This window comes from Priestia sp. ST2 (assembly GCF_055810735.1).
This window is the reverse complement of the sequence record NZ_JBVVNT010000012.1, coordinates 18,652-41,581: the sequence shown is the minus strand read 5'-3', so window position 1 is coordinate 41,581 and position 22,930 is coordinate 18,652. Positions and strand designations below refer to the sequence as shown.

Genomic DNA, 22,930 nt, shown 5'->3' with positions numbered 1-22,930 from the left:
TAGAGACTAAAACAACTATTTCTTTATTTTATATATAAAGAACATTGAGTGGGAGGGCATCGCCCTATTACCACATCACGGACTTAAGGAGGTGTGTCTCGTGGCTAAAAAAGTAATTAAACTTGTTAAGTTACAAATTCCTGCAGGTAAAGCAAATCCAGCGCCACCAGTTGGTCCTGCATTAGGTCAAGCCGGTGTTAACATCATGGGTTTCTGTAAGGAGTTTAACGCTCGCACAGCTGATCAAGCTGGTCTTATCATTCCTGTTGAAATCACGGTATTTGAAGACCGTTCATTTACATTTATTACGAAAACTCCACCTGCTGCTGTACTACTTAAGAAAGCGGCTGGTATTGAGTCTGGTTCTGGTGAACCAAACCGTAATAAAGTTGCAACAGTCAAGCGTGACAAAGTGCGTGAGATTGCTGAAACTAAAATGCCTGACTTAAACGCTGCTAGCGTTGAATCTGCAATGCGCATGGTAGAAGGTACAGCGCGCAGTATGGGAATCGTAGTTGAAGACTAATTCCATTTGATTGGGTGTTAGAAGGTTGCGAGAAATGGAAGTTTTCCTATGCTCGCAACCTTTATTAGTGGGAGGTTATTCCGTTAAAACCACATAAGGAGGAAACAAAAATGGCTAAAAAAGGTAAAAAGTACGTTGAAGCTGCTAAGCTTGTAGATCGTACACAAACTTATTCAGTACAAGAAGCGATTGAATTAGTAAAGAAAACAAACACAACTAAATTTGATGCAACTGTAGAAGTAGCATTCCGTTTAGGAGTTGACCCTAAGAAAGCTGACCAACAAATTCGTGGTGCAGTAGTACTACCAAACGGTACAGGTAAAACTCAACGTGTATTAGTATTCGCTAAAGGCGAAAAAGCTAAAGAAGCTGAAGCTGCAGGCGCTGACTACGTTGGCGATGCTGACTACATCAACAAAATCCAACAAGGTTGGTTCGAGTTCGATGTAATCGTAGCTACTCCAGATATGATGGGTGAAGTTGGTAAACTTGGTCGTGTATTAGGACCTAAAGGTTTAATGCCAAACCCTAAAACTGGTACAGTAACATTTGATGTTCAAAAAGCAGTTAACGAAATCAAAGCTGGTAAAGTAGAATACCGCGTTGATAAAGCTGGTAACATCCACGTACCAATCGGTAAAGTATCTTTCGAAGAGAGCAAGTTAGTTGAAAACTTCACTACAATCTTCGAAACTATGGTAAAAGCTAAGCCGGCAGCAGCAAAAGGCACATACATGAAGAACGTAGCTGTTACTTCAACAATGGGCCCTGGTATCAAAGTTGATACTGCTTCATTCTCTGCTTAATAAATTTGGAAATAAATCGGTGTTGACTTTTTGAAAGTCCCTGATTATAATAGATAATGTTGTTAAAAAGAATAACATTTGTACCGTAGACAGTAGGTGCTGCAAAGCTTAATTTCCTACCGAGGTGTGTGAGATAAATTAGTGAAACGTTATGGTTCGCTTACTACACCTCCATGTCTTTATTGTCATGGAGGTTTTTTATTGCACCTTGTCTGAGTGTACGGAAGGAAATCTACAGGAGGTGTAAAGATGAGCAACGTAATTGAACAAAAGAAACAAGTCGTAGACGAAATTGCTGAAAAACTTCAAGCGAGTAACTCAATAGTTGTCGTTGACTACCGTGGTTTGAATGTTGCTGAAGTTACTGAACTTCGTAAGCAATTACGTGAAGCAGGCATTGAGTTCAAAGTTTACAAAAACACTTTAACTCGCCGTGCTGTAGAAAAACTTGAACTAACAGATCTTAATGATGCGTTAGTAGGTCCAAATGCAATCGCATTTGGTGGAGAAGATGTTGTTGCTCCAGCTAAAATTTTAAACAACTTCGCGAAAGAACACGAAGCGTTAGAAATCAAAGCTGGTGTAATTGAAGGTAATGTTGCATCTGTTGAAGAAATTAAAGCACTTGCAGAACTACCATCTCGCGAAGGCTTACTTTCTATGTTGCTTAGCGTGCTTCAAGCTCCAATTCGCAACCTTGCTCTTGCTACAAAAGCTGTGGCAGATCAAAAAGAAGAACAAGGTGCATAATCTAGTCTGTTATATATAACACAATCACAAGGAGGAAATTAACAATGACTCAAGAACAAATCATTGAAGCAGTTAAAAATATGACTGTTTTAGAACTTAACGATTTAGTAAAAGCAATCGAAGAAGAATTTGGCGTAACTGCTGCTGCTCCTGTAGCTGTAGCTGGCGGTGCTGCTGGTGAAGCTGCTGCTGAGAAAACTGAATTTGACCTAGTACTTGAAAGTGCTGGCGGACAAAAAATCAAAGTTATCAAAGTAGTACGTGAAATCACTGGTCTTGGCTTAAAAGAAGCTAAAGAAATCGTTGATAACGCTCCAAAAGCTCTTAAAGAAGGTATTTCTAAAGAAGAAGCTGAAGAAGCAAAAGCTAAACTTGAAGAAGTTGGCGCTTCTGTAGAAGTTAAGTAATTATTGCTTAACAACTGATATAAAAAAGCTCGCTTGTACAAGCGAGCTTTTTTGCTTCTGTCATCCTTTTCATTTATAGTAAAGAAGAACATATTGATTAGGAGGTTCTATTTTGACAGAACATTATTTTTCTAATACACCATCGTCTGCAAGTAATGAAGAGCGCTTTTCATTTGAATTGAGAGGAACCTCTTTTTCATTTACGAGTGACTGCGGTGTTTTTTCAAAAAAAGAGATCGATTTTGGATCGCGCCTGTTAATTGAAACGTTTCAAATGCCCGAGAATCCCAGCCCGCTTCTGGATGTTGGATGCGGATATGGCCCAATTGGGTTGGCACTTGCAAAAGAGGACAGCCAAAGAAACGTTCATATGGTTGATGTTAATGAACGTGCATTAGCGCTAGCTCAAAAAAATGCTGAAGTTAATTCAGTATCAAATGTTTCAATCTATCAAAGCTCTTGCTATGAAAATGTGAAGGAAACGAATTTTGCAGCTATTCTTAGTAATCCGCCGATCCGTGCGGGTAAAAAAGTTGTTCATGAAATTCTAGAAAAATCATTAGATCACCTTGCCGACCAAGGAGAACTTTGGATTGTGATTCAGAAAAAGCAAGGAGCGCCATCTGCTCTTGCGAAATTAGAATCTCTATTTAATGAAGTGGAAGTAGTAGACAAGAAAAAAGGGTATTATATCATATGTGCTAAAAAATGTTGACTAATATTTTTTAGTGTGTTAGCATTATAAAATGCCAATATATAAATATTCCATATAAGCTCGGGTTATACATAAAATAAAAGGTATAATTTTGAATTATATGGGAAAAACTAATAAAATCAATAGTACGTTTTTATGAAATTGTGGTTTTCTATTTAAAGAGACCATTTTTCTTTTGTTCAATAATAAACATATGGTTTATTATATATTTTGAATAATAACGCTTGATTTGAGGGGTGAATCAGTTGACAGGTCAACTAGTTCAGTATGGACGCCACCGCCAACGCAGAAGTTATGCTCGTATTAGTGAAGTTTTAGAGTTACCGAACTTAATCGAGATTCAAACGGCTTCATACCAATGGTTTTTAGATGAAGGTTTACGAGAAATGTTCCAAGATATTTCTCCAATTGATGATTTTACAGGTAACTTATCACTAGAATTTATTGATTACAGCTTAGGTGAGCCAAAGTATTCAGTAGGAGAGTCCAAAGAACGTGATGTAACTTATGCAGCACCTCTTCGTGTTAAGGTGCGGTTAATTAATAAAGAAACAGGTGAAGTAAAAGACCAAGATGTGTTCATGGGGGATTTCCCATTGATGACCGAAACAGGTACCTTTGTAATTAATGGTGCTGAGCGTGTTATCGTATCACAGTTGGTTCGTTCACCAAGTGTTTACTATAGTGGAAAGCTTGATAAAAACGGTAAAAAAGGATATACAGCAACTGTTATCCCTAACCGTGGTGCATGGCTAGAATATGAAACTGATGCAAAAGATGTAGTATACGTGCGTATTGATCGTACTCGTAAACTGCCAGTAACAGTGCTGTTACGCGCGCTAGGTTTCGGTTCTGACCAAGAGATTATCGATTTAATCGGTGATAATGAATACATCCGTAATACGCTTGAAAAAGATAATACGGAAACAACGGAAAAAGCGCTATTAGAAATCTATGAGCGTTTACGTCCGGGTGAACCACCGACAGTTGAGAATGCGAAGTCTCTATTAGTATCTCGCTTCTTTGATCCAAAACGATATGACTTAGCGAACGTAGGTCGCTATAAAATTAATAAAAAGCTTCATATCAAACATCGCTTATTTAATCAAAAGCTAGCTGAAACATTAGTTGATCCTGAAACAGGTGAAATTATTGCAGAAAAAGGCGCAATGATTGACCGCCGTCTGCTAGATCGCTTGATTCCGATGCTTGAAGGTGGAGTAAACTTCAAGACTTATAGTCCGGTTGGTGGAGTAGTAGAAGACGATGTTACATTACAATCTATTAAGATTTATGCGCCAAATGATCCAGAAGGTGAAAAAATCATCACTGTATCAGGTAACGCATATGTAACAGAAGAAGTTAAAAATATCACACCTGCTGATATTTTAGCATCAATCAGTTACTTCTTTAACTTGCTTCATCAAGTAGGAGACACAGATGATATCGACCACTTAGGTAACCGTCGTCTGCGTTCTGTAGGTGAATTGTTACAAAACCAATTCCGTATCGGTTTATCTCGTATGGAACGTGTTGTTCGTGAAAGAATGTCAATTCAAGACACGAATACAATCACACCTCAACAATTAATTAATATTCGCCCAGTTATTGCGGCGATTAAAGAGTTCTTTGGAAGTTCTCAATTATCACAGTTCATGGATCAAACGAATCCATTAGGCGAATTGACGCACAAACGTCGTCTTTCAGCTCTAGGACCTGGTGGTCTAACTCGTGAGCGCGCTGGTTTCGAAGTGCGTGACGTTCACTACTCCCACTATGGCCGTATGTGTCCGATTGAAACGCCAGAGGGTCCGAATATCGGGTTAATCAACTCACTATCTTCTTATGCAAAAGTAAACAAATTCGGTTTCATCGAAACACCTTACCGTCGTATCGATCCTGAAACAGGTAAAGTGACAGAGCGAATTGACTACTTAACAGCTGATGAAGAAGATAACTATGTTGTAGCCCAAGCGAACGCTCGTCTAGGTGATGATGGTTCATTCTTAGATGAAAATGTCGTTGCACGTTTCCGTGGAGAAAACACGGTTATCCGTCGCGATCGTTTAGATTATATGGATGTATCACCAAAACAAGTTGTATCTGCCGCTACAGCATGTATCCCATTCTTAGAGAACGATGACTCTAACCGTGCATTAATGGGTGCGAACATGCAACGTCAAGCAGTACCTTTATTAAATCCTGAAGCACCAATCGTAGGTACAGGTATGGAATACGTATCTGGTAAAGACTCTGGTGCAGCCGTGATTTGTAAATATCCTGGTGTTGTAGAGCGCGTAGAAGCAAAACAAATTTTTGTTCGCCGCTATGAAGAAGTAGACGGACAAAAAGTTAAAGGTAACTTAGATCAATACAAATTATTAAAATTTGTTCGTTCTAACCAAGGTACTTGTTACAACCAGCGTCCAATTGTTTCAGTTGGCGACGAAGTAGTAAAAGGTGAGATCTTAGCCGACGGTCCTTCAATGGAAAAAGGTGAGCTTGCTTTAGGACGAAACGTAATGGTTGGTTTCATGACATGGGATGGTTACAACTATGAGGATGCCATCATCATGAGTGAACGCCTTGTGAAAGACGATGTATATACGTCTGTTCATATTGAAGAATATGAATCTGAGTCTCGTGATACGAAGCTTGGACCTGAAGAAATTACGCGTGACATTCCAAACGTAGGTGAAGATGCGCTTCGTAACTTAGATGAGCGTGGAATCATCCGCATTGGTGCAGAAGTAAAAGACGGAGATCTTTTAGTTGGTAAAGTAACGCCAAAAGGTGTAACAGAACTAACAGCTGAAGAACGTCTTCTACACGCTATTTTCGGTGAAAAAGCGCGTGAAGTTCGTGATACTTCTCTTCGTGTACCGCACGGCGGCGGTGGAATCATTCTTGATGTTAAAGTCTTCAACCGTGAAGATGGCGACGAATTACCACCAGGTGTAAACCAATTAGTCCGTGTATATATTGTTCAGAAACGTAAAATTTCTGAAGGTGACAAAATGGCCGGTCGTCACGGTAACAAAGGTGTAATTTCACGTATTTTACCTGAAGAAGATATGCCTTATCTACCAGACGGTACGCCAATTGACATCATGTTAAACCCATTAGGGGTACCATCTCGTATGAACATCGGTCAGGTGCTAGAGCTTCATTTAGGTATGGCTGCTCGTAAGCTTGGCATTCACGTTGCGTCTCCAGTATTTGATGGTGCGCGTGAGGAAGATGTTTGGGCAACAATCGAAGAAGCTGGCATGTCTCGTGATGCTAAAACAGTTCTATATGATGGTCGAACAGGTGAACCATTCGATAACCGTGTATCAGTAGGAATCATGTACATGATCAAACTTGCTCACATGGTAGACGATAAACTTCACGCTCGTTCTACTGGACCATACTCACTTGTTACACAACAACCACTTGGTGGTAAAGCGCAGTTCGGTGGACAGCGTTTTGGTGAGATGGAGGTATGGGCACTTGAAGCATACGGTGCTGCTTACACATTACAAGAGATCTTAACAGTGAAATCAGATGACGTAGTAGGTCGTGTGAAAACATACGAAGCAATTGTTAAAGGTGAAAACATTCCAGAACCTGGCATACCTGAATCGTTCAAAGTATTAATTAAAGAACTGCAAAGTTTAGGTATGGATGTGAAGATGCTTTCTGCTGACGAGCAAGAAATTGATATCATGGACTCAGAAGAGGACCATGAGCAACCAACAGAATCAATTATTGCTGATAACGAAGAAAGCCTTTCTGAAGGACAAAAAGATCCTGTCACAAAAGAGTAAGGAATTACTTTCATATAAACGTTAAGGGAAAAAACCTGTAGATTAAAAGGGAGGTAGGCTCCTTGCTAGATGTAAATAACTTTGAGTATATGAAAATCGGTCTAGCTTCGCCAGATAAAATTCGTTCTTGGTCGTACGGTGAGGTAAAAAAACCTGAAACGATCAACTATCGTACGTTAAAACCTGAAAAAGACGGCTTATTCTGTGAGCGTATTTTTGGTCCACAAAAGGACTGGGAATGTCATTGTGGAAAATATAAGCGCGTTCGTTATAAAGGTGTTGTATGTGATCGTTGCGGCGTAGAAGTTACGCGCGCAAAAGTTCGTCGTGAACGCATGGGTCATATCGAACTAGCTGCACCTGTTTCTCATATTTGGTACTTTAAAGGTATTCCTAGCCGCATGGGACTTGTCTTAGACATGTCCCCTCGTGCGCTAGAGGAAATCATTTATTTTGCTTCTTATGTAGTAACAGATGCTGGTGATACACCACTTGAAAAGAAACAGCTTTTATCAGAGAAAGAATACCGTGCGTATCGTGAGAAGTACGGACAAACTTTCCATGCAGCAATGGGTGCTGAAGCTGTTAAGAAATTATTGCATGACATCGATCTTGATAAAGAAGTAGATGCTTTGAAAGAAGAATTGAAAACTGCTCAAGGTCAACGTCGTACACGTGCTATTAAACGTTTAGAAGTACTAGAGGCTTTCCGTCATTCTGGTAACGAACCTTCTTGGATGATTTTAGACGTTCTACCGGTTATTCCGCCAGAACTTCGTCCAATGGTTCAATTAGATGGTGGACGCTTTGCTACGTCTGATCTAAATGATTTATATCGTCGTGTAATTAACCGTAACAACCGCTTAAAGCGTTTATTAGACCTTGGAGCTCCTAGCATTATCGTTCAAAACGAAAAGCGTATGCTTCAAGAAGCTGTAGATGCATTAATCGATAATGGTCGTCGCGGACGTCCGGTAACAGGACCAGGTAACCGTCCATTAAAATCTCTTTCTCACATGTTAAAAGGTAAGCAAGGTCGCTTCCGTCAAAACTTATTAGGTAAACGTGTTGACTACTCTGGCCGTTCGGTAATCGTTGTAGGTCCGAACTTAAAGATGTATCAATGTGGTCTTCCAAAAGAAATGGCGTTAGAGCTTTTCAAACCTTTCGTAATGAAAGAGCTTGTTGAACGCGGTTTAGCTCATAACATCAAGAGTGCAAAACGTAAAATTGAACGCGTGCAACCTGAAGTATGGGACGTATTAGAATCGGTTATTAAAGAGCATCCAGTTCTTTTAAACCGTGCACCAACGCTACACAGACTAGGTATTCAAGCATTTGAACCTACGCTTGTAGAAGGTCGCGCTATCCGTCTTCACCCGCTTGTATGTACAGCATATAACGCTGACTTTGACGGTGACCAAATGGCGGTTCACGTTCCATTATCTGCAGAAGCACAAGCAGAAGCACGTATCTTAATGCTTGCTGCTCAAAATATCTTGAACCCTAAAGATGGTAAACCAGTTGTTACACCTTCACAGGATATGGTATTAGGTAACTACTACTTAACGCTTGAGCGTGAAGAGGCAGTTGGAGAAGGTATGGTGTTCAAGGATACAAATGAAGCACTATTAGCGTACCAAAACGGTTATGTGCATCTTCATACACGTGTAGGTGTGTATGCAGGTTCTTTAAACAACGAAACGTTTACAGAAGCACAAAATCAACAGTTGCTTGTTACAACGGTTGGTAAATTAGTTTTCAACGAAATTTTACCAAAATCGTTCCCATACATTAACGAACCAACAAGAGAAAACTTAGAAGTGAAAACTCCTGAGAAGTACTTTGTTGAAAAAGGTGCAGATGTGAAGGAATTCATCAAGAATCAACCGGCTATCGCACCGTTTAAGAAAAAAATCTTAGGTAATATTATCGCTGAAGTATTTAAACGTTTCAAAATTACTGAGACTTCTAAAATGCTTGACCGTATGAAAGACCTAGGTTTCAAATATTCTACTAAAGCCGGTATTACAGTTGGTGTAGCTGATATCGTGGTTTTAGGAGAAAAAGAAGTTATCTTAACAGAAGCGCAAGCTAAAGTAGATAACGTACTAAAACAATTCCGTCGCGGTTTAATTACTGAAGATGAGCGTTATGAGCGTGTTATCTCTGTATGGAGTAGCGCGAAAGACGTTATCCAGGGTAAATTAATGGCGTCATTAGACAAACGCAACCCAATCTTCATGATGAGTGACTCTGGTGCCCGTGGTAACGCATCTAACTTCACTCAGCTTGCAGGTATGCGTGGACTAATGGCCAACCCGTCTGGTCGTATCATTGAGTTACCAATCAAATCTAGTTTCCGTGAAGGTTTAACAGTATTAGAGTACTTTATCTCTACCCATGGTGCACGTAAAGGTCTTGCCGATACGGCTCTTAAAACTGCTGACTCAGGTTACCTTACTCGTCGTCTGGTTGACGTGGCACAAGACGTTATCGTACGTGATGACGACTGTGGTACAGACCGCGGTATTCTGGCTGTTGCAATCAAAGAAGGAACAGAAGAAATTGAGAAACTTGATGAGCGTCTAATTGGACGTTATGCAAGAAAAACCCTACTTCACCCAGGAACAAACGAAGTGTTAGTGAAAGAAAACGAACTAATTACAGAAGACCTAGCTGAAACAATTGTGGATGCTGGTGTTGAAGAAGTATGGATTCGTTCTGCATTCACTTGTAACACTCGCCACGGTGTATGTAAAAAATGTTACGGTCGTAACCTTGCAACTGGTTCAGAAGTTGAAGTGGGTGAAGCAGTTGGTATCATCGCTGCTCAATCTATCGGTGAGCCAGGTACACAGTTAACGATGCGTACATTCCATACAGGTGGGGTTGCTGGAGACGATATCACTCAAGGTTTACCGCGTATCCAAGAGATCTTCGAAGCGCGTAACCCTAAAGGTCAAGCCGTTATTTCTGAAATTGAAGGTACAATTGCCGGCATTTCTGAAGGACGCGATCGTCAACATGAAATTACTGTTCAAGGAGAGATTGAAACGCGTTCTTACACAGCTCCGTACAGTGCACGTCTGAAAGTTATTGAAGGACAGCGCATTGCACGTGGTCAAGAATTAACAGAAGGTTCAATTGATCCTAAAGAACTACTAAAAGTAAAAGACATCACGGCTGTACAAGAGTACTTGCTTCGTGAGGTGCAAAAAGTATACCGTATGCAAGGGGTAGAAATTGGAGATAAACACGTAGAGGTAATGGTTCGCCAAATGCTTCGTAAAGTGCGCGTAATGGATTCAGGAGATACAGATGTATTACCAGGTTCATTACTTGATATTCACCAATTCACTGATGCAAATGAAAAAGTATTACTTGAAGGCAATCGTCCAGCGACGGGTCGTCCTGTATTACTTGGTATTACAAAAGCATCTCTTGAAACTGATTCCTTCTTATCTGCTGCATCATTCCAAGAAACAACGCGTGTTCTTACCGATGCTGCAATCAAAGGAAAACGTGATGAGTTGCTTGGACTTAAAGAGAATGTTATCATTGGTAAGCTAGTTCCGGCTGGTACAGGTATGACGAGATATCGTAATGCTGAACCGATCAAAAACCAAGCTGAAGAAACGGTAACAATCGACTAATTATAAAATCATTACTCTAGAATGGATGTTTTTTAAAAAAACTACAAAACGTTAGTTGACATCCATTCTAGGGAATGATACTATATCAAAGGTGCTCCTATAAACTACCTGTTACTTTGGAGGATATGATAATGTCTTATGAAAAAGTATTACAGGCTGATCATATTATTGTAGGAACAAAGCAGACGGTGAAAGCATTAAAAAAAGGTACAGTAAAGGAAGTCATCATTGCTGAAGACGCTGATTTTTATGTCACATCCATTGTGGCAAAAACAGCACAGCAAGAAAACGTTCCGTATACGTATGTCCCTTCTATGCGAAAGCTTGGTCAAGCTTGTAGGATAGAAGTTAACGCTGCAACTGTTGCAATTATTAGTTAACACGTTTTTGAACTTTTAGTTTCAAAGACTTTGTTTTTTGCTAAAAAATGAACCACCTGGATGTGTGGTCTTACAAAAGGCGAAAGGAGGAAAATTTAAATGCCTACTATTAACCAATTAATCCGTAATGGTCGTGTGAGTAAAGGTAAAAAATCTGACTCACCTGCTTTAAACAGAGGTTACAACAGCTTCAAAAAAGCTCAAACTAACCAATCTTCTCCACAAAAACGTGGTGTATGTACACGTGTGGGTACTATGACACCGAAGAAACCGAACTCGGCTCTTCGTAAATATGCTCGTGTACGTTTAACAAACGGTATCGAGGTAACAGCTTATATCCCAGGTATTGGTCACAACTTACAAGAACACAGCGTGGTACTTATCCGCGGTGGACGTGTAAAAGATTTACCAGGGGTACGTTACCATATCGTACGTGGTGCACTTGATACTGCTGGTGTGGATGGCCGTATGCAAGGTCGTTCTAAATATGGTACTAAGCGACCAAAAGCAGCTAAAAAATAATAGCTTAACAATTAATAGATAAACTTTTAAAAGTGAAAGGAGGAAGTAGAATGCCACGTAAGGGACCTGTTGCAAAAAGAGACGTATTACCAGATCCGATTTACAATTCTAAGCTTGTATCTCGCTTAATCAACAAAATGATGCTTGATGGAAAGCGCGGTAAGTCACAAGCTATTCTTTATAGAGCATTCGATTTAGTACAAGAGCGCAGTGGTAAAGAAGCTATGGAAGTATTCGACCAAGCTCTTAAAAACATCATGCCTGTACTAGAAGTTAGAGCACGCCGTGTAGGGGGTTCTAACTACCAAGTTCCTGTAGAAGTACGTCCAGAGCGTCGTACTACTTTAGGTCTTCGTTGGTTAGTAAACTATGCTCGTCTTCGTGGAGAAAAAACGATGGAAGAGCGTTTAGCTAACGAAATCCTTGATGCAGCTAACAACACTGGTGCTGCAGTTAAGAAACGTGAAGATACTCACAAAATGGCAGAAGCTAACAAAGCATTTGCTCATTACCGTTGGTAATCTTTTAACGAAACTTTTTAAAAAACAAATTATAATATGGAAGGAGAAATACCTAAGATGGCAAGAGAGTTCTCCTTAGAAAACACTCGTAATATTGGGATCATGGCTCACATTGATGCTGGTAAAACAACAACAACTGAGCGTGTTCTTTATTATACTGGCCGTATCCATAAAATTGGTGAAACTCATGAAGGAGCTTCACAAATGGACTGGATGGAGCAAGAGCAAGAACGTGGTATCACTATCACGTCTGCTGCGACAACTGCTTCTTGGAAAGGTCACCGCGTTAACATCATTGATACTCCTGGACACGTAGACTTCACTGTTGAAGTTGAGCGTTCATTACGTGTACTTGATGGCGCTGTGGCAGTTCTTGATGCTCAATCTGGTGTTGAGCCTCAAACAGAAACAGTATGGCGTCAAGCGACTACGTACGGTGTTCCCCGTGTCGTATTCGTTAACAAAATGGACAAAATTGGTGCTGACTTCTTGTACTCTGTAAAAACGATCCACGATCGTTTAGGTGCAAATGCTCACCCAATTCAGTTGCCAATTGGTGCTGAAGATGAGTTCGAAGCAATCATTGACCTAGTGGAAATGAAAGCATACTTCTACGAAGATGACTTAGGTACTCGTTCAGAGTCTCGTGAAATTCCTGAGGAATACAAAGAGCAAGCTGAAGAATATCGTGCAAGCTTAGTAGAAGCTGTTGCAGAACTTGACGAAGAATTAATGATGAAGTACTTAGACGAAGGCGAGCTTACAGTTGAAGAACTAAAAGCTGGTATCCGTAAAGGTACTTGTGACGTTGAATTCTACCCAGTTATCTGTGGTTCAGCATTCAAAAACAAAGGTGTACAATTAATGCTAGATGCAGTAATTGATTACCTACCATCTCCAGTAGATGTACCATCAATCCAAGGTATCGTACCTGACACAGAAGAAGAAGTTACGCGTGAGTCTAGCGACAACGCTCCTTTCTCAGCATTAGCGTTCAAAGTTATGACGGACCCTTATGTTGGTAAATTAACATTCTTCCGTGTGTACTCTGGTGTACTAAGCTCTGGTTCATACATCAAAAACTCTACAAAAGGTAAGCGTGAGCGTGTAGGTCGTATCCTACAAATGCATGCTAACTCTCGTGAAGAGATTTCTGAAGTATACGCTGGAGATATCGCGGCAGCTGTAGGATTAAAAGATACTTCTACTGGTGATACTCTATGTGACGAAAAGAGTCTTGTAATTCTTGAGTCTATGGAATTCCCAGAGCCAGTTATCTCTTTATCTGTTGAGCCAAAATCAAAAGCTGACCAAGATAAAATGACTACAGCTCTTCAAAAGTTACAAGAAGAAGATCCAACTTTCCGTGCGGAAACTAATACAGAGACTGGTCAAATCATCATCTCTGGTATGGGTGAGCTTCACCTTGATATCATCGTTGACCGTATGCGTCGCGAATTCAAAGTAGAAGCAAACGTTGGTGCTCCTCAAGTAGCTTACCGTGAAACTTTCCGCGCTGGTGCGAAAGTTGAAGGTAAATTCGCTCGTCAATCTGGTGGTCGTGGACAATTCGGTCACGTTTGGATTGAGTTCGAACCTAACGAAGAAGGAAAAGGCTTTGAATTTGAGAACAAAATCGTTGGTGGTGTAGTTCCACGTGAATACATCCCTGCAGTTCAAGCTGGTCTTGAAGATGCATTACAAAACGGTGTTGTTGCTGGTTATCCATTAATCGATATCAAAGCTGCTTTAGTTGATGGATCTTACCATGACGTTGACTCAAGTGAGATGGCGTTTAAAATTGCCGCTTCTATGGCTCTTAAAAACGCAGTATCAAAATGTAGCCCAGCTATCCTTGAACCAATGATGAAGGTTGAAGTTGTTATCCCTGACGAATACTTAGGAGATATCATGGGTGACATTACGTCTCGTCGTGGACGTGTAGAAGGTATGGAAGCACGCGGTAACGCTCAAGTTGTACGTGCATTCGTTCCACTTTCTGAAATGTTTGGTTATGCAACTGCATTACGTTCAAACACTCAAGGTCGCGGAACATATTCTATGCACTTCGATCACTACGAAGAAGTTCCTAAATCAATTTCAGAAGAAATTATTAAAAAAAATAAAGGTGAATAATTGATTTTCACTCTTTATTGAAGTATAACTACTTATGTACGCTGTGAAAGTGGAGTTCATTCCCTTTCACGGCCTCATAAAACATAAACTACATGAATTTTAAGGAGGATTTTCGAATGGCTAAGGAAAAATTCGACCGTTCAAAAACACATGCCAATATCGGTACAATTGGTCACGTTGACCATGGTAAAACAACTTTAACAGCTGCTATCACTACTGTTCTTGCTAAGAAAAGTGGTAAAGGTGCAGCAATGGCTTACGACATGATCGACGCTGCTCCAGAAGAGCGCGAGCGTGGAATCACAATCTCAACTGCACACGTTGAGTACGAAACTGACACTCGTCACTATGCACACGTTGACTGCCCAGGACATGCTGACTATGTTAAAAACATGATCACTGGTGCTGCTCAAATGGATGGCGGTATCTTAGTAGTATCTGCTGCTGATGGTCCAATGCCACAAACTCGTGAGCACATCCTTCTTTCTCGTCAAGTAGGTGTACCTTACCTAGTTGTATTCTTAAACAAATGTGACATGGTAGACGACGAAGAGCTACTTGAATTAGTAGAAATGGAAGTACGTGACCTTCTTTCTGAATACGACTTCCCTGGTGACGATGTACCAGTAATCAAAGGTTCTGCTCTTAAAGCTCTTGAAGGCGAAGCTGATTGGGAAGCTAAAATCATCGAGCTTATGGACGCTGTTGATGAGTACATCCCAACTCCAGAACGTGACACTGAAAAACCATTCATGATGCCAGTTGAGGACGTATTCTCAATCACTGGTCGTGGTACAGTTGCTACAGGTCGTGTAGAGCGTGGACAAGTTAAAGTTGGTGACGTTATCGACATCATCGGTTTAACTGAAGAGCCAAAATCTACTACTGTAACAGGTGTAGAAATGTTCCGTAAGCTTCTTGACTATGCTGAAGCTGGCGACAACATCGGTGCTTTACTTCGTGGTGTAGCACGTGAAGAAATCCAACGTGGACAAGTATTAGCTAAACCAGGCTCAATCACTCCACACACTAAATTTACTGCTGAAGTATACGTTCTTTCTAAAGATGAAGGTGGACGTCACACTCCATTCTTCACAAACTACCGTCCACAGTTCTACTTCCGTACAACTGATGTAACTGGTATTTGTAACTTACCTGAAGGCGTAGAAATGGTAATGCCTGGCGACAACATCGAAATGACTGTTGAACTTATCGCTCCAATCGCGATTGAAGAAGGTACTAAATTCTCAATCCGTGAAGGTGGACGTACAGTAGGCGCTGGCGTTGTAGCTAAAATCAGCGAGTAATTTCTCGTTTCAGTAAAGGGAGTAGGGTAACCTACTCCTTTTTTATTTGGTGATAAAAGGTAAAGATAGTTTTTACTATTACACTTGCAAAATGATCTCCTTTTATATATAATGAAAAAAGTGTGCGACACATAAAAAAGTTTTTTAACTTTATTGTTGCAATATGAACCCATTTTTAGTATAATAAAAATGTTGGTCTTTGACTGCGATGATGCGGAAGGTTGCCGACACACCCGGCCGCTTTGCCATGGCGAGTGTGGGGAAATTTCCGCGGAGAATGTCTATTGTAAAATAGGCGAAAAAGGAGGGAAAATAATGGCAAAAGAAAAAATTCGCATTCGTTTAAAAGCATATGATCACAGAATTCTTGATCAATCTGCTGAGAAAATCGTAGAAACTGCAAAACGTTCTGGTGCGGCTGTATCTGGTCCGATTCCATTACCGACTGAAAAATCAATTTATACAATTCTACGTGCAGTACACAAATATAAAGATTCTCGTGAGCAGTTCGAAATGCGCACGCATAAACGCTTAATTGATATCGTGAATCCAACACCACAAACTGTTGATTCATTAATGCGTTTAGACTTACCATCTGGTGTAGATATCGAAATTAAACTTTAATTTAAAATAAAGAATGAAAAGATACTTAGGAGGTGTGACTAATGGCCAAAGGAATCTTAGGAAGAAAGATCGGTATGACTCAAGTATTTGCTGAAAATGGTGACTTGATCCCAGTAACAGTAATTGAAGCTTCTGCTAACGTAGTTCTTCAAGTTAAAAACGCTGAGACAGACGGTTACGAAGCGATCCAATTAGGTTTCGAAGATATCCGTGAAAAACTATCTAACAAACCTGCAAAAGGACATGCTACTAAAGCTAATACTGCTCCTAAGCGCTTCATCCGTGAGTTACGCGGTGTGGACGCTTCAGCATATGAAGTTGGTCAAGAAGTCAAGGTTGATATTTTCGCAGAAGGCGATGTAATTGATGTAACAGGAATCTCAAAAGGTAAAGGTTTCCAAGGTGCTATTAAACGCCACGGACAATCTCGCGGACCTATGTCTCATGGTTCTCGCTACCACCGTCGCCCAGGTTCAATGGGTCCTGTAGCTCCAAACCGCGTATTCAAAGGTAAATTATTACCAGGACGCATGGGTGGAGAGCGCATCACTGTGCAAAACTTATCAATCGTTAAAGTTGACGCAGAACGCAATCTTTTATTAGTAAAAGGTAACGTGCCAGGAGCTAGAAAATCTCTAGTTACTGTTAAATCTGCAGTTAAATCTAAATAATAATTCTTCGAGAAAGGAGGAATAACCAATGCCAAAAGTAGCATTGTTTAACCAAAACGGTGAAAACGTTGGAGAAATCGAACTTCAAGATGCCGTTTTCGGTATCGAACCAAACAACAAAGTACTTTTCGACGCGATCGTAATGCAACGCGCATCTCAACGTCAAGGTACTTCTAAAGTTAAAAATCGTTCTGAAGTAAGAGGCGGTGGCCGTAAGCCATGGCGTCAAAAAGGTACTGGTCGTGCTCGTCAAGGATCTATCCGTTCTCCACAATGGCGTGGTGGTGGCGTAGTATTTGGTCCAGTTCCAAGAAGCTATAGCTACAAATTACCTAAAAAAGTTCGTCGTTTAGCAATTAAGTCTGCATTATCAACTAAAGTTCAAGATAACAGCATCGTTGTTCTTGAAGCTCTTTCTTTTGATGCTCCAAAAACAAAAGAAATGGTAGCAGTTCTTAAAAACCTAACAGTAGAACGCAAAGCATTAGTAGTAACTGCTGATCTTAACGAAAACGTTGCACTTTCAGCACGTAATATTCCTGGTGTAACAGTTGTTGCAGCTAATGGTTTAAGCGTATTAGACGTTATGAACCATGATAAGCTTGTAATCACTAAAGACGCAGTTGAAAAAGTAGAGGAGGTGCTTGCATAATGAAAGATCCTCGTGATATTATTAAGCGCCCCGTAATTACAGAACGTTCAACAGACTTAATGGCTGAGAAAAAATATACGTTTGATGTTGATGTAAGAGCTAATAAAACTGAGGTTAAAGATGCTATCGAAAAAATCTTTGACGTAAAAGTTGAAAAAGTAAACATCATGAACTACAAAGGTAAATTCAAGCGTGTAGGTCGCTACAGTGGTCTTACTAACCGTCGTCGTAAAGCGGTAGTAACACTAACTCAAGAGAGCAACGAAATCGAATTCTTCGAAGCTTAAGATTACTAGAGAAGGAGGGAAATTGAGATGGCGATTAAAAAGTATAAACCAACCTCAAATGGTCGTCGTGGCATGTCAGTTTCTGATTTCGCTGAAATTACTACTGACAAACCAGAAAAATCGTTACTTGCACCTGTCAAGAGAAAAGGTGGTCGTAACAACCAAGGTAAATTGACTGTTCGTCACCAAGGTGGTGGGCACAAGCGTCAATACCGTATCATCGATTTTAAACGCGATAAAGATGGAATACCTGGACGCGTTGCTACAATCGAATATGATCCAAACCGTTCAGCTAACATCGCATTAATTCATTATGCTGATGGTGAAAAACGTTACATCCTTGCTCCTAAAAACCTAAAAGTAGGTTTAGAAGTTATGTCAGGTCCTGAAGCTGACATTAAAGTAGGTAACGCGCTTCCTTTAGCTAACATTCCTGTTGGTACAGTAGTACACAACATCGAATTGAAACCTGGTAAAGGTGGACAATTAGTTCGTTCTGCAGGTACATCTGCTCAAGTACTTGGTAAAGAAGGTAAATACGTATTAGTACGTTTAACTTCTGGTGAAGTACGCATGATCCTTGCAACTTGTCGTGCAACTGTAGGTCAAGTTGGTAACGAACAACACGAGTTAATCAACATCGGTAAAGCCGGTCGTTCTCGTTGGTTAGGTATCCGTCCAACTGTACGTGGTTCTGTAATGAACCCTAACGATCACCCACACGGTGGTGGTGAAGGACGTGCTCCAATCGGACGTAAGTCTCCAATGAGTCCATGGGGTAAACCAACACTTGGTTACAAAACTCGTAAGAAGAAAAACAAATCCGATAAATTTATCGTTCGTCGTCGTAAAAAATAACGGGATTGAGCTACGGTTCAAACGAACCGTAGGACAATCACGAAGGGAGGTTCATTTATGGGTCGCAGCTTAAAGAAAGGACCTTTTGTAGATGACCATTTAATCAACAAAATTGAGAAGTTAAACGAAACTGACAGCAAGCAAGTAGTAAAAACTTGGTCTCGTCGTTCAACTATCTTCCCTCAGTTCATTGGTCATACAATTGCTGTATATGACGGTCGTAAACATGTACCAGTTTATGTTACTGAAGACATGGTAGGTCACAAACTTGGTGAATTCGCACCATCTCGTACTTACAAAGGTCACGCAAGTGATGATAAGAAAACAAGACGCTAATATGAGAGGAGGCTTTTAAATGCAAGCTAAAGCTGTCGCGAGAACAGTACGTATTGCTCCTCGTAAAGTTCGTTTAGTTGTAGATTTAATTCGAGGTAAGCAAGTGGGTGAAGCGCTAGCAGTGCTACTTCACACGCCGAAGGCTGCTTCTCCAGTCGTTGAGAAAGTATTAAAATCTGCTATTGCCAATGCAGAACACAATTATGAAATGGACGCTAACAATTTAGTTATTACTGACGCTTTTGTTAACGAAGGTCCAACTTTAAAACGTTTCCGTCCACGCGCTATGGGACGTGCAAGCCAAATTAACAAGCGCACAAGCCACATCACAATCGTGGTATCAGAAAAGAAGGAGGGATAATTCATGGGTCAAAAGGTAAATCCGGTCGGTCTTCGCGTCGGTGTCATCCGTGATTGGGAATCAAGATGGTTCGCTGGCAAAGACTACGCTGACTTATTACATGAAGACTTAAAAGTACGTGAATATATCGCTAAACGTTTAAACGATGCAGCTGTTTCTAAAGTTGAAATCGAACGCGCTGCTAACCGCTTAAACGTAACGATCCACACTGCAAAACCTGGTATGGTAATTGGTAAAGGTGGTACTGAAGTAGAATCACTTCGTAAAGCTCTTAACCAATTAACAGGCAAGCGTGTACACATTAACATCCTTGAAATTAAACGAGCAGATTTAGATGCTAAACTAGTAGCTGAAAACATCGCTCGCCAACTTGAGAACCGTGTATCATTCCGTCGTGCTCAAAAGCAAGCTATCCAACGTAGCATGCGTGCTGGCGCACAAGGTATCAAAACAATGGTATCTGGTCGTTTAGGCGGAGCTGATATTGCTCGTTCTGAATATTACAGTGAAGGTACAGTTCCACTTCATACACTTCGCGCTGATATTGACTATGCTCACGCTGAAGCAGATACTACTTATGGTAAACTTGGTGTGAAAGTATGGATCTATCGTGGAGAGGTTCTTCCTACTAAAAAGAAAACTGAGGAAGGAGGAAAATAATTATGTTATTACCAAAACGCGTTAAATATCGTCGCGAACACCGCGGAAAAATGCGTGGACGCGCTAAAGGTGGTACGGAAGTACATTTCGGTGAATTCGGTTTACAAGCTACTGAAGCTTCTTGGATTACAAACCGTCAAATCGAAGCTGCTCGTATCGCAATGACTCGTTACATGAAACGTGGCGGTAAAGTATGGATTAAAATTTTCCCTTCTAAACCTTATACTGCTAAGCCTCTAGAAGTCCGAATGGGTTCTGGTAAAGGTGCTCCTGAAGGTTGGGTAGCAGTTGTTAAACCTGGAAAAGTAATGTTTGAAATTTCAGGTGTATCTGAAGAGGTTGCACGTGAAGCTTTACGTTTAGCTGCACACAAGCTACCTGTAAAATGTAAGTTTGTAAAACGTGAAGAAATTGGTGGTGATTCTAATGAAAGCTAATGAAATTCGTGACCTTACCACTGCTGAAATTGAACAAAAAGTTAAGGCTTTAAAAGAAGAGTTGTTTAACCTTCGTTTCCAATTAGCGACTGGACAATTAGAGAATACTACTCGTATTCGCGAAGTGCGCAAATCGATCGCTCGTATGAAAACTGTAGTTCGTGAAAGAGAGATTGCTGCTAATAAATAATTAAGTCTGAGAGGAGGCTTTCAGAATGAGTGAACGCAACCAACGTAAAGTTTACACTGGCCGCGTAGTTTCTGACAAAATGGATAAGACTGTTACTGTTCTTGTTGAAACTTACAAAAAGCATTCGCTTTATGGCAAGCGTGTAAAATACTCAAAGAAATTCAAAGCTCACGATGAAAACAATACAGCTCAACTAGGCGATATCGTGAAGATCATGGAAACTCGTCCGTTATCAGCTACTAAACGTTTCCGTCTAGTAGAAGTTGTAGAAAAAGCTGTTATCATCTAATAGTTAAGATAGATCGGATAAGAATGATTCATCCGAAGGGAGGTTTCGTACATGATTCAACAAGAATCTCGTTTAAAAGTTGCAGACAACTCTGGTGCACGTGAGGTACTTACTATTAAAGTACTTGGTGGTTCAGGTCGCAAGACAGCAAACATTGGTGATGTTATCGTTTGTACGGTGAAACAAGCAACACCAGGAGGCGTTGTTAAAAAAGGTGACGTTGTTAAAGCTGTTGTTGTACGTACAAAAAGTGGTGTTCGCCGTACTGACGGTTCTTACATCCGTTTCGACGAAAATGCTTGCGTAATCATCCGTGACGACAAAGGACCACGTGGTACTCGTATCTTCGGACCAGTTGCTCGTGAATTACGTGATAACAACTTCATGAAGATCGTATCATTAGCTCCAGAAGTTATCTAATTGATATATAGAACAAATACAAAATGCCTTTTAAGGAGGTGCGAATAGGATGCATGTTAAAAAGGGCGACAAAGTAGTGGTTATCTCTGGTAAAGACAAAGGTAAGCAAGGTGAAGTACTTGCAGCTTTCCCAAAGAAAGACCGTGTACTTGTTGAAGGTGTGAACGTTGTGAAAAAACACTCTAAACCTTCTCAAGTAAATCCACAAGGTGGAATCGTTAGCCAAGAGGCACCTATCCACGTATCAAACGTAATGCCGTTGGATCCTAAATCTGGTGAGCCAACTCGTGTTGGGTACCAAGTTATCGATGGCAAAAAGGTACGTGTAGCAAAAAAATCTGGTGAAACTTTAGATAAATAATTAATGAAATGTGAAGGGAGGTTTAGTTCACATGAACCGTCTTAAAGAGAAATTTACAAAAGAGATTACTCCTGCTCTAGTTAGCAAGTTTAATTATGAATCTGTAATGCAAGTGCCAAAAATCGACAAGATCGTAATCAACATGGGTATCGGTGATGCTGTTTCTAACTCAAAAGCTTTAGATAATGCTGTTGAAGAACTAGCTGAAATCACTGGTCAAAAACCTGTTGTAACTCGTGCGAAAAAATCTATCGCTGGTTTCCGTCTTCGTGAAGGTATGCCAATCGGTGCGAAAGTTACTTTACGCGGCGAGCGTATGTACGAATTCTTCGATAAACTAGTATCAGTATCACTTCCACGTGTGCGTGATTTCCGTGGTGTATCTAAAAAAGCATTTGATGGTCGTGGAAACTACACGTTAGGTGTTAAAGAACAATTGATCTTCCCAGAGATCGATTATGATAAAGTAACTAAAGTTCGTGGTATGGATATCGTTATTGTTACAACAGCAAACACTGATGAAGAAGCTCGTGAGCTTTTAACTCAGTTCGGTATGCCATTCCAGAAGTAATAACTGCCAACGTTAAGCAGAGGAGGCGAAAATGTGGCTAAAAAATCAATGATTGCGAAGCAAAAACGCCAGCAAAAATTCCAAGTACAAGAGTATACACGTTGCGAACGTTGTGGACGTCCACACTCAGTACTACGTAAATTCAAGCTTTGCCGTATTTGTTTCCGTGAGCTTGCTTATAAAGGTCAAATTCCTGGTGTTAAAAAAGCTAGTTGGTAAAACCCAAGTTTGGGAAGGAGGTAAATTAATATGGTAATGACTGATCCTATTGCAGATTTACTAACTCGTATCCGCAATGCGAACATGGTTCGTCATGAGAAAATTGAAGTTCCTGCTTCTAACATTAAGAAGCAAATTGCAGAAATCCTTAAGCGTGAGGGTTTCGTACGTGATGTAGAATACATCGAAGACAACAAACAAGGTATTATCCGTATCTTCTTAAAATACGGTTCAAATAACGAACGTGTAATTACAGGCTTAAAACGTATCAGTAAACCTGGTCTACGTGTTTATGCAAAAAATAACGAAGTACCACGTGTACTTAACGGTTTAGGTATCGCAATCGTTTCTACTTCTCAAGGTGTTTTAACTGACAAAGAAGCTCGTCAAAAGCAAGCTGGTGGAGAAGTATTAGCGTACGTTTGGTAATAAGTTTTAAATGTGAATGGAGGTGTAACT

Annotated in this window: 28 protein-coding genes and 1 other annotated feature; all 28 genes read left to right on the top strand. The window is 40.4% G+C overall.

Going from position 1 to position 22,930, the window contains the following annotated elements:
* Positions 1–100 precede the first annotated feature (100 nt).
* A complete protein-coding gene (gene rplK / locus AC0KUU_RS28140) occupies positions 101–526 on the top strand; it encodes a 50S ribosomal protein L11 (protein ID WP_013054914.1) in 426 nt (141 codons plus the stop codon).
* A gap of 110 nt (positions 527–636) precedes the next feature.
* The gene (gene rplA, locus AC0KUU_RS28135; RefSeq protein ID WP_013054915.1) at positions 637–1,332 is read left to right on the top strand and encodes a 50S ribosomal protein L1; all 696 of its coding nucleotides are present in this window, start codon (positions 637–639) and stop codon (positions 1,330–1,332) included.
* A 65-nt stretch (positions 1,333–1,397) separates the two neighbouring features.
* Positions 1,398–1,541 (top strand) — a sequence feature (ribosomal protein L10 leader region).
* 40 nt (positions 1,542–1,581) lie between these two features.
* Positions 1,582–2,082 carry a 50S ribosomal protein L10 gene (rplJ, locus tag AC0KUU_RS28130; RefSeq protein ID WP_013054916.1) on the top strand — a complete coding sequence of 167 codons (501 nt, stop codon included), beginning with the start codon at positions 1,582–1,584 and terminating at the stop codon, positions 2,080–2,082.
* Positions 2,083–2,126: 44 nt separating this feature from the next.
* A complete protein-coding gene (rplL, locus tag AC0KUU_RS28125) occupies positions 2,127–2,489 on the top strand; it encodes a 50S ribosomal protein L7/L12 (protein WP_013054917.1) in 363 nt (120 codons plus the stop codon).
* Positions 2,490–2,601: 112 nt separating this feature from the next.
* Positions 2,602–3,204 carry a class I SAM-dependent methyltransferase gene (locus tag AC0KUU_RS28120; RefSeq protein WP_043982713.1) on the top strand — a complete coding sequence of 201 codons (603 nt, stop codon included), beginning with the start codon at positions 2,602–2,604 and terminating at the stop codon, positions 3,202–3,204.
* Positions 3,205–3,449: 245 nt separating this feature from the next.
* Positions 3,450–7,013 (top strand): DNA-directed RNA polymerase subunit beta, encoded by a 3,564-nt coding sequence (gene rpoB / locus AC0KUU_RS28115; protein WP_013081368.1) that lies wholly within the window; start codon positions 3,450–3,452, stop codon positions 7,011–7,013.
* Positions 7,014–7,075: 62 nt separating this feature from the next.
* Positions 7,076–10,669, top strand: coding sequence for a DNA-directed RNA polymerase subunit beta' (gene rpoC, locus AC0KUU_RS28110; protein WP_013081369.1), 3,594 nt, complete (start codon positions 7,076–7,078; stop codon positions 10,667–10,669).
* A 131-nt stretch (positions 10,670–10,800) separates the two neighbouring features.
* Positions 10,801–11,049, top strand: a complete 249-nt coding sequence (locus AC0KUU_RS28105; RefSeq protein WP_013054921.1) for a 50S ribosomal protein L7ae-like protein — start codon at positions 10,801–10,803, stop codon at positions 11,047–11,049.
* Between the two features lie 99 nt (positions 11,050–11,148).
* Positions 11,149–11,571, top strand: a complete 423-nt coding sequence (gene rpsL / locus AC0KUU_RS28100; protein ID WP_013054922.1) for a 30S ribosomal protein S12 — start codon at positions 11,149–11,151, stop codon at positions 11,569–11,571.
* A gap of 50 nt (positions 11,572–11,621) precedes the next feature.
* Positions 11,622–12,092 carry a 30S ribosomal protein S7 gene (gene rpsG, locus AC0KUU_RS28095; protein ID WP_013054923.1) on the top strand — a complete coding sequence of 157 codons (471 nt, stop codon included), beginning with the start codon at positions 11,622–11,624 and terminating at the stop codon, positions 12,090–12,092.
* Positions 12,093–12,149: 57 nt separating this feature from the next.
* The gene (gene fusA, locus AC0KUU_RS28090; protein ID WP_043982712.1) at positions 12,150–14,228 is read left to right on the top strand and encodes an elongation factor G; all 2,079 of its coding nucleotides are present in this window, start codon (positions 12,150–12,152) and stop codon (positions 14,226–14,228) included.
* 116 nt (positions 14,229–14,344) lie between these two features.
* On the top strand, positions 14,345–15,535 hold the full coding sequence (gene tuf, locus AC0KUU_RS28085; protein WP_013081371.1) for an elongation factor Tu: 1,191 nt from the start codon (positions 14,345–14,347) through the stop codon (positions 15,533–15,535).
* Positions 15,536–15,850: 315 nt separating this feature from the next.
* The gene (gene rpsJ / locus AC0KUU_RS28080) at positions 15,851–16,159 is read left to right on the top strand and encodes a 30S ribosomal protein S10 (protein ID WP_013054926.1); all 309 of its coding nucleotides are present in this window, start codon (positions 15,851–15,853) and stop codon (positions 16,157–16,159) included.
* Between the two features lie 41 nt (positions 16,160–16,200).
* Complete coding sequence (gene rplC / locus AC0KUU_RS28075) at positions 16,201–16,830, top strand: 50S ribosomal protein L3 (RefSeq protein WP_013054927.1); 630 nt, start codon at positions 16,201–16,203, stop codon at positions 16,828–16,830.
* Positions 16,831–16,858: 28 nt separating this feature from the next.
* Positions 16,859–17,482 carry a 50S ribosomal protein L4 gene (gene rplD / locus AC0KUU_RS28070; protein WP_013054928.1) on the top strand — a complete coding sequence of 208 codons (624 nt, stop codon included), beginning with the start codon at positions 16,859–16,861 and terminating at the stop codon, positions 17,480–17,482.
* A complete protein-coding gene (gene rplW, locus AC0KUU_RS28065; protein WP_013054929.1) occupies positions 17,482–17,769 on the top strand; it encodes a 50S ribosomal protein L23 in 288 nt (95 codons plus the stop codon). Before rplD ends, rplW begins: the two co-directional genes overlap by 1 nt.
* 27 nt (positions 17,770–17,796) lie before the next feature.
* The gene (rplB, locus tag AC0KUU_RS28060; RefSeq protein WP_013054930.1) at positions 17,797–18,627 is read left to right on the top strand and encodes a 50S ribosomal protein L2; all 831 of its coding nucleotides are present in this window, start codon (positions 17,797–17,799) and stop codon (positions 18,625–18,627) included.
* 57 nt (positions 18,628–18,684) lie between these two features.
* Positions 18,685–18,963: a 30S ribosomal protein S19 gene (gene rpsS, locus AC0KUU_RS28055; protein ID WP_013054931.1), complete on the top strand. Its 279-nt coding sequence runs from the start codon at positions 18,685–18,687 to the stop codon at positions 18,961–18,963.
* Positions 18,964–18,982: 19 nt separating this feature from the next.
* Positions 18,983–19,324 (top strand): 50S ribosomal protein L22, encoded by a 342-nt coding sequence (gene rplV / locus AC0KUU_RS28050; protein WP_013054932.1) that lies wholly within the window; start codon positions 18,983–18,985, stop codon positions 19,322–19,324.
* A gap of 3 nt (positions 19,325–19,327) precedes the next feature.
* Entirely contained in the window at positions 19,328–19,984 is a 657-nt protein-coding gene (gene rpsC / locus AC0KUU_RS28045; protein WP_013054933.1) for a 30S ribosomal protein S3, read from the top strand.
* 2 nt (positions 19,985–19,986) lie between these two features.
* Positions 19,987–20,421 carry a 50S ribosomal protein L16 gene (gene rplP / locus AC0KUU_RS28040; RefSeq protein ID WP_013054934.1) on the top strand — a complete coding sequence of 145 codons (435 nt, stop codon included), beginning with the start codon at positions 19,987–19,989 and terminating at the stop codon, positions 20,419–20,421.
* On the top strand, positions 20,411–20,611 hold the full coding sequence (rpmC, locus tag AC0KUU_RS28035; protein ID WP_013054935.1) for a 50S ribosomal protein L29: 201 nt from the start codon (positions 20,411–20,413) through the stop codon (positions 20,609–20,611). Before rplP ends, rpmC begins: the two co-directional genes overlap by 11 nt.
* A gap of 25 nt (positions 20,612–20,636) precedes the next feature.
* The gene (gene rpsQ, locus AC0KUU_RS28030) at positions 20,637–20,900 is read left to right on the top strand and encodes a 30S ribosomal protein S17 (RefSeq protein ID WP_013054936.1); all 264 of its coding nucleotides are present in this window, start codon (positions 20,637–20,639) and stop codon (positions 20,898–20,900) included.
* Positions 20,901–20,951: 51 nt separating this feature from the next.
* Complete coding sequence (gene rplN / locus AC0KUU_RS28025) at positions 20,952–21,320, top strand: 50S ribosomal protein L14 (protein ID WP_013054937.1); 369 nt, start codon at positions 20,952–20,954, stop codon at positions 21,318–21,320.
* Positions 21,321–21,369: 49 nt separating this feature from the next.
* Entirely contained in the window at positions 21,370–21,681 is a 312-nt protein-coding gene (gene rplX, locus AC0KUU_RS28020) for a 50S ribosomal protein L24 (RefSeq protein WP_013054938.1), read from the top strand.
* A 31-nt stretch (positions 21,682–21,712) separates the two neighbouring features.
* Positions 21,713–22,252, top strand: coding sequence for a 50S ribosomal protein L5 (gene rplE, locus AC0KUU_RS28015; RefSeq protein ID WP_013054939.1), 540 nt, complete (start codon positions 21,713–21,715; stop codon positions 22,250–22,252).
* 33 nt (positions 22,253–22,285) lie between these two features.
* On the top strand, positions 22,286–22,471 hold the full coding sequence (locus AC0KUU_RS28010) for a type Z 30S ribosomal protein S14 (protein WP_013054940.1): 186 nt from the start codon (positions 22,286–22,288) through the stop codon (positions 22,469–22,471).
* A gap of 30 nt (positions 22,472–22,501) precedes the next feature.
* Positions 22,502–22,900: a 30S ribosomal protein S8 gene (rpsH, locus tag AC0KUU_RS28005; protein ID WP_028410368.1), complete on the top strand. Its 399-nt coding sequence runs from the start codon at positions 22,502–22,504 to the stop codon at positions 22,898–22,900.
* Positions 22,901–22,930 lie beyond the last annotated feature (30 nt).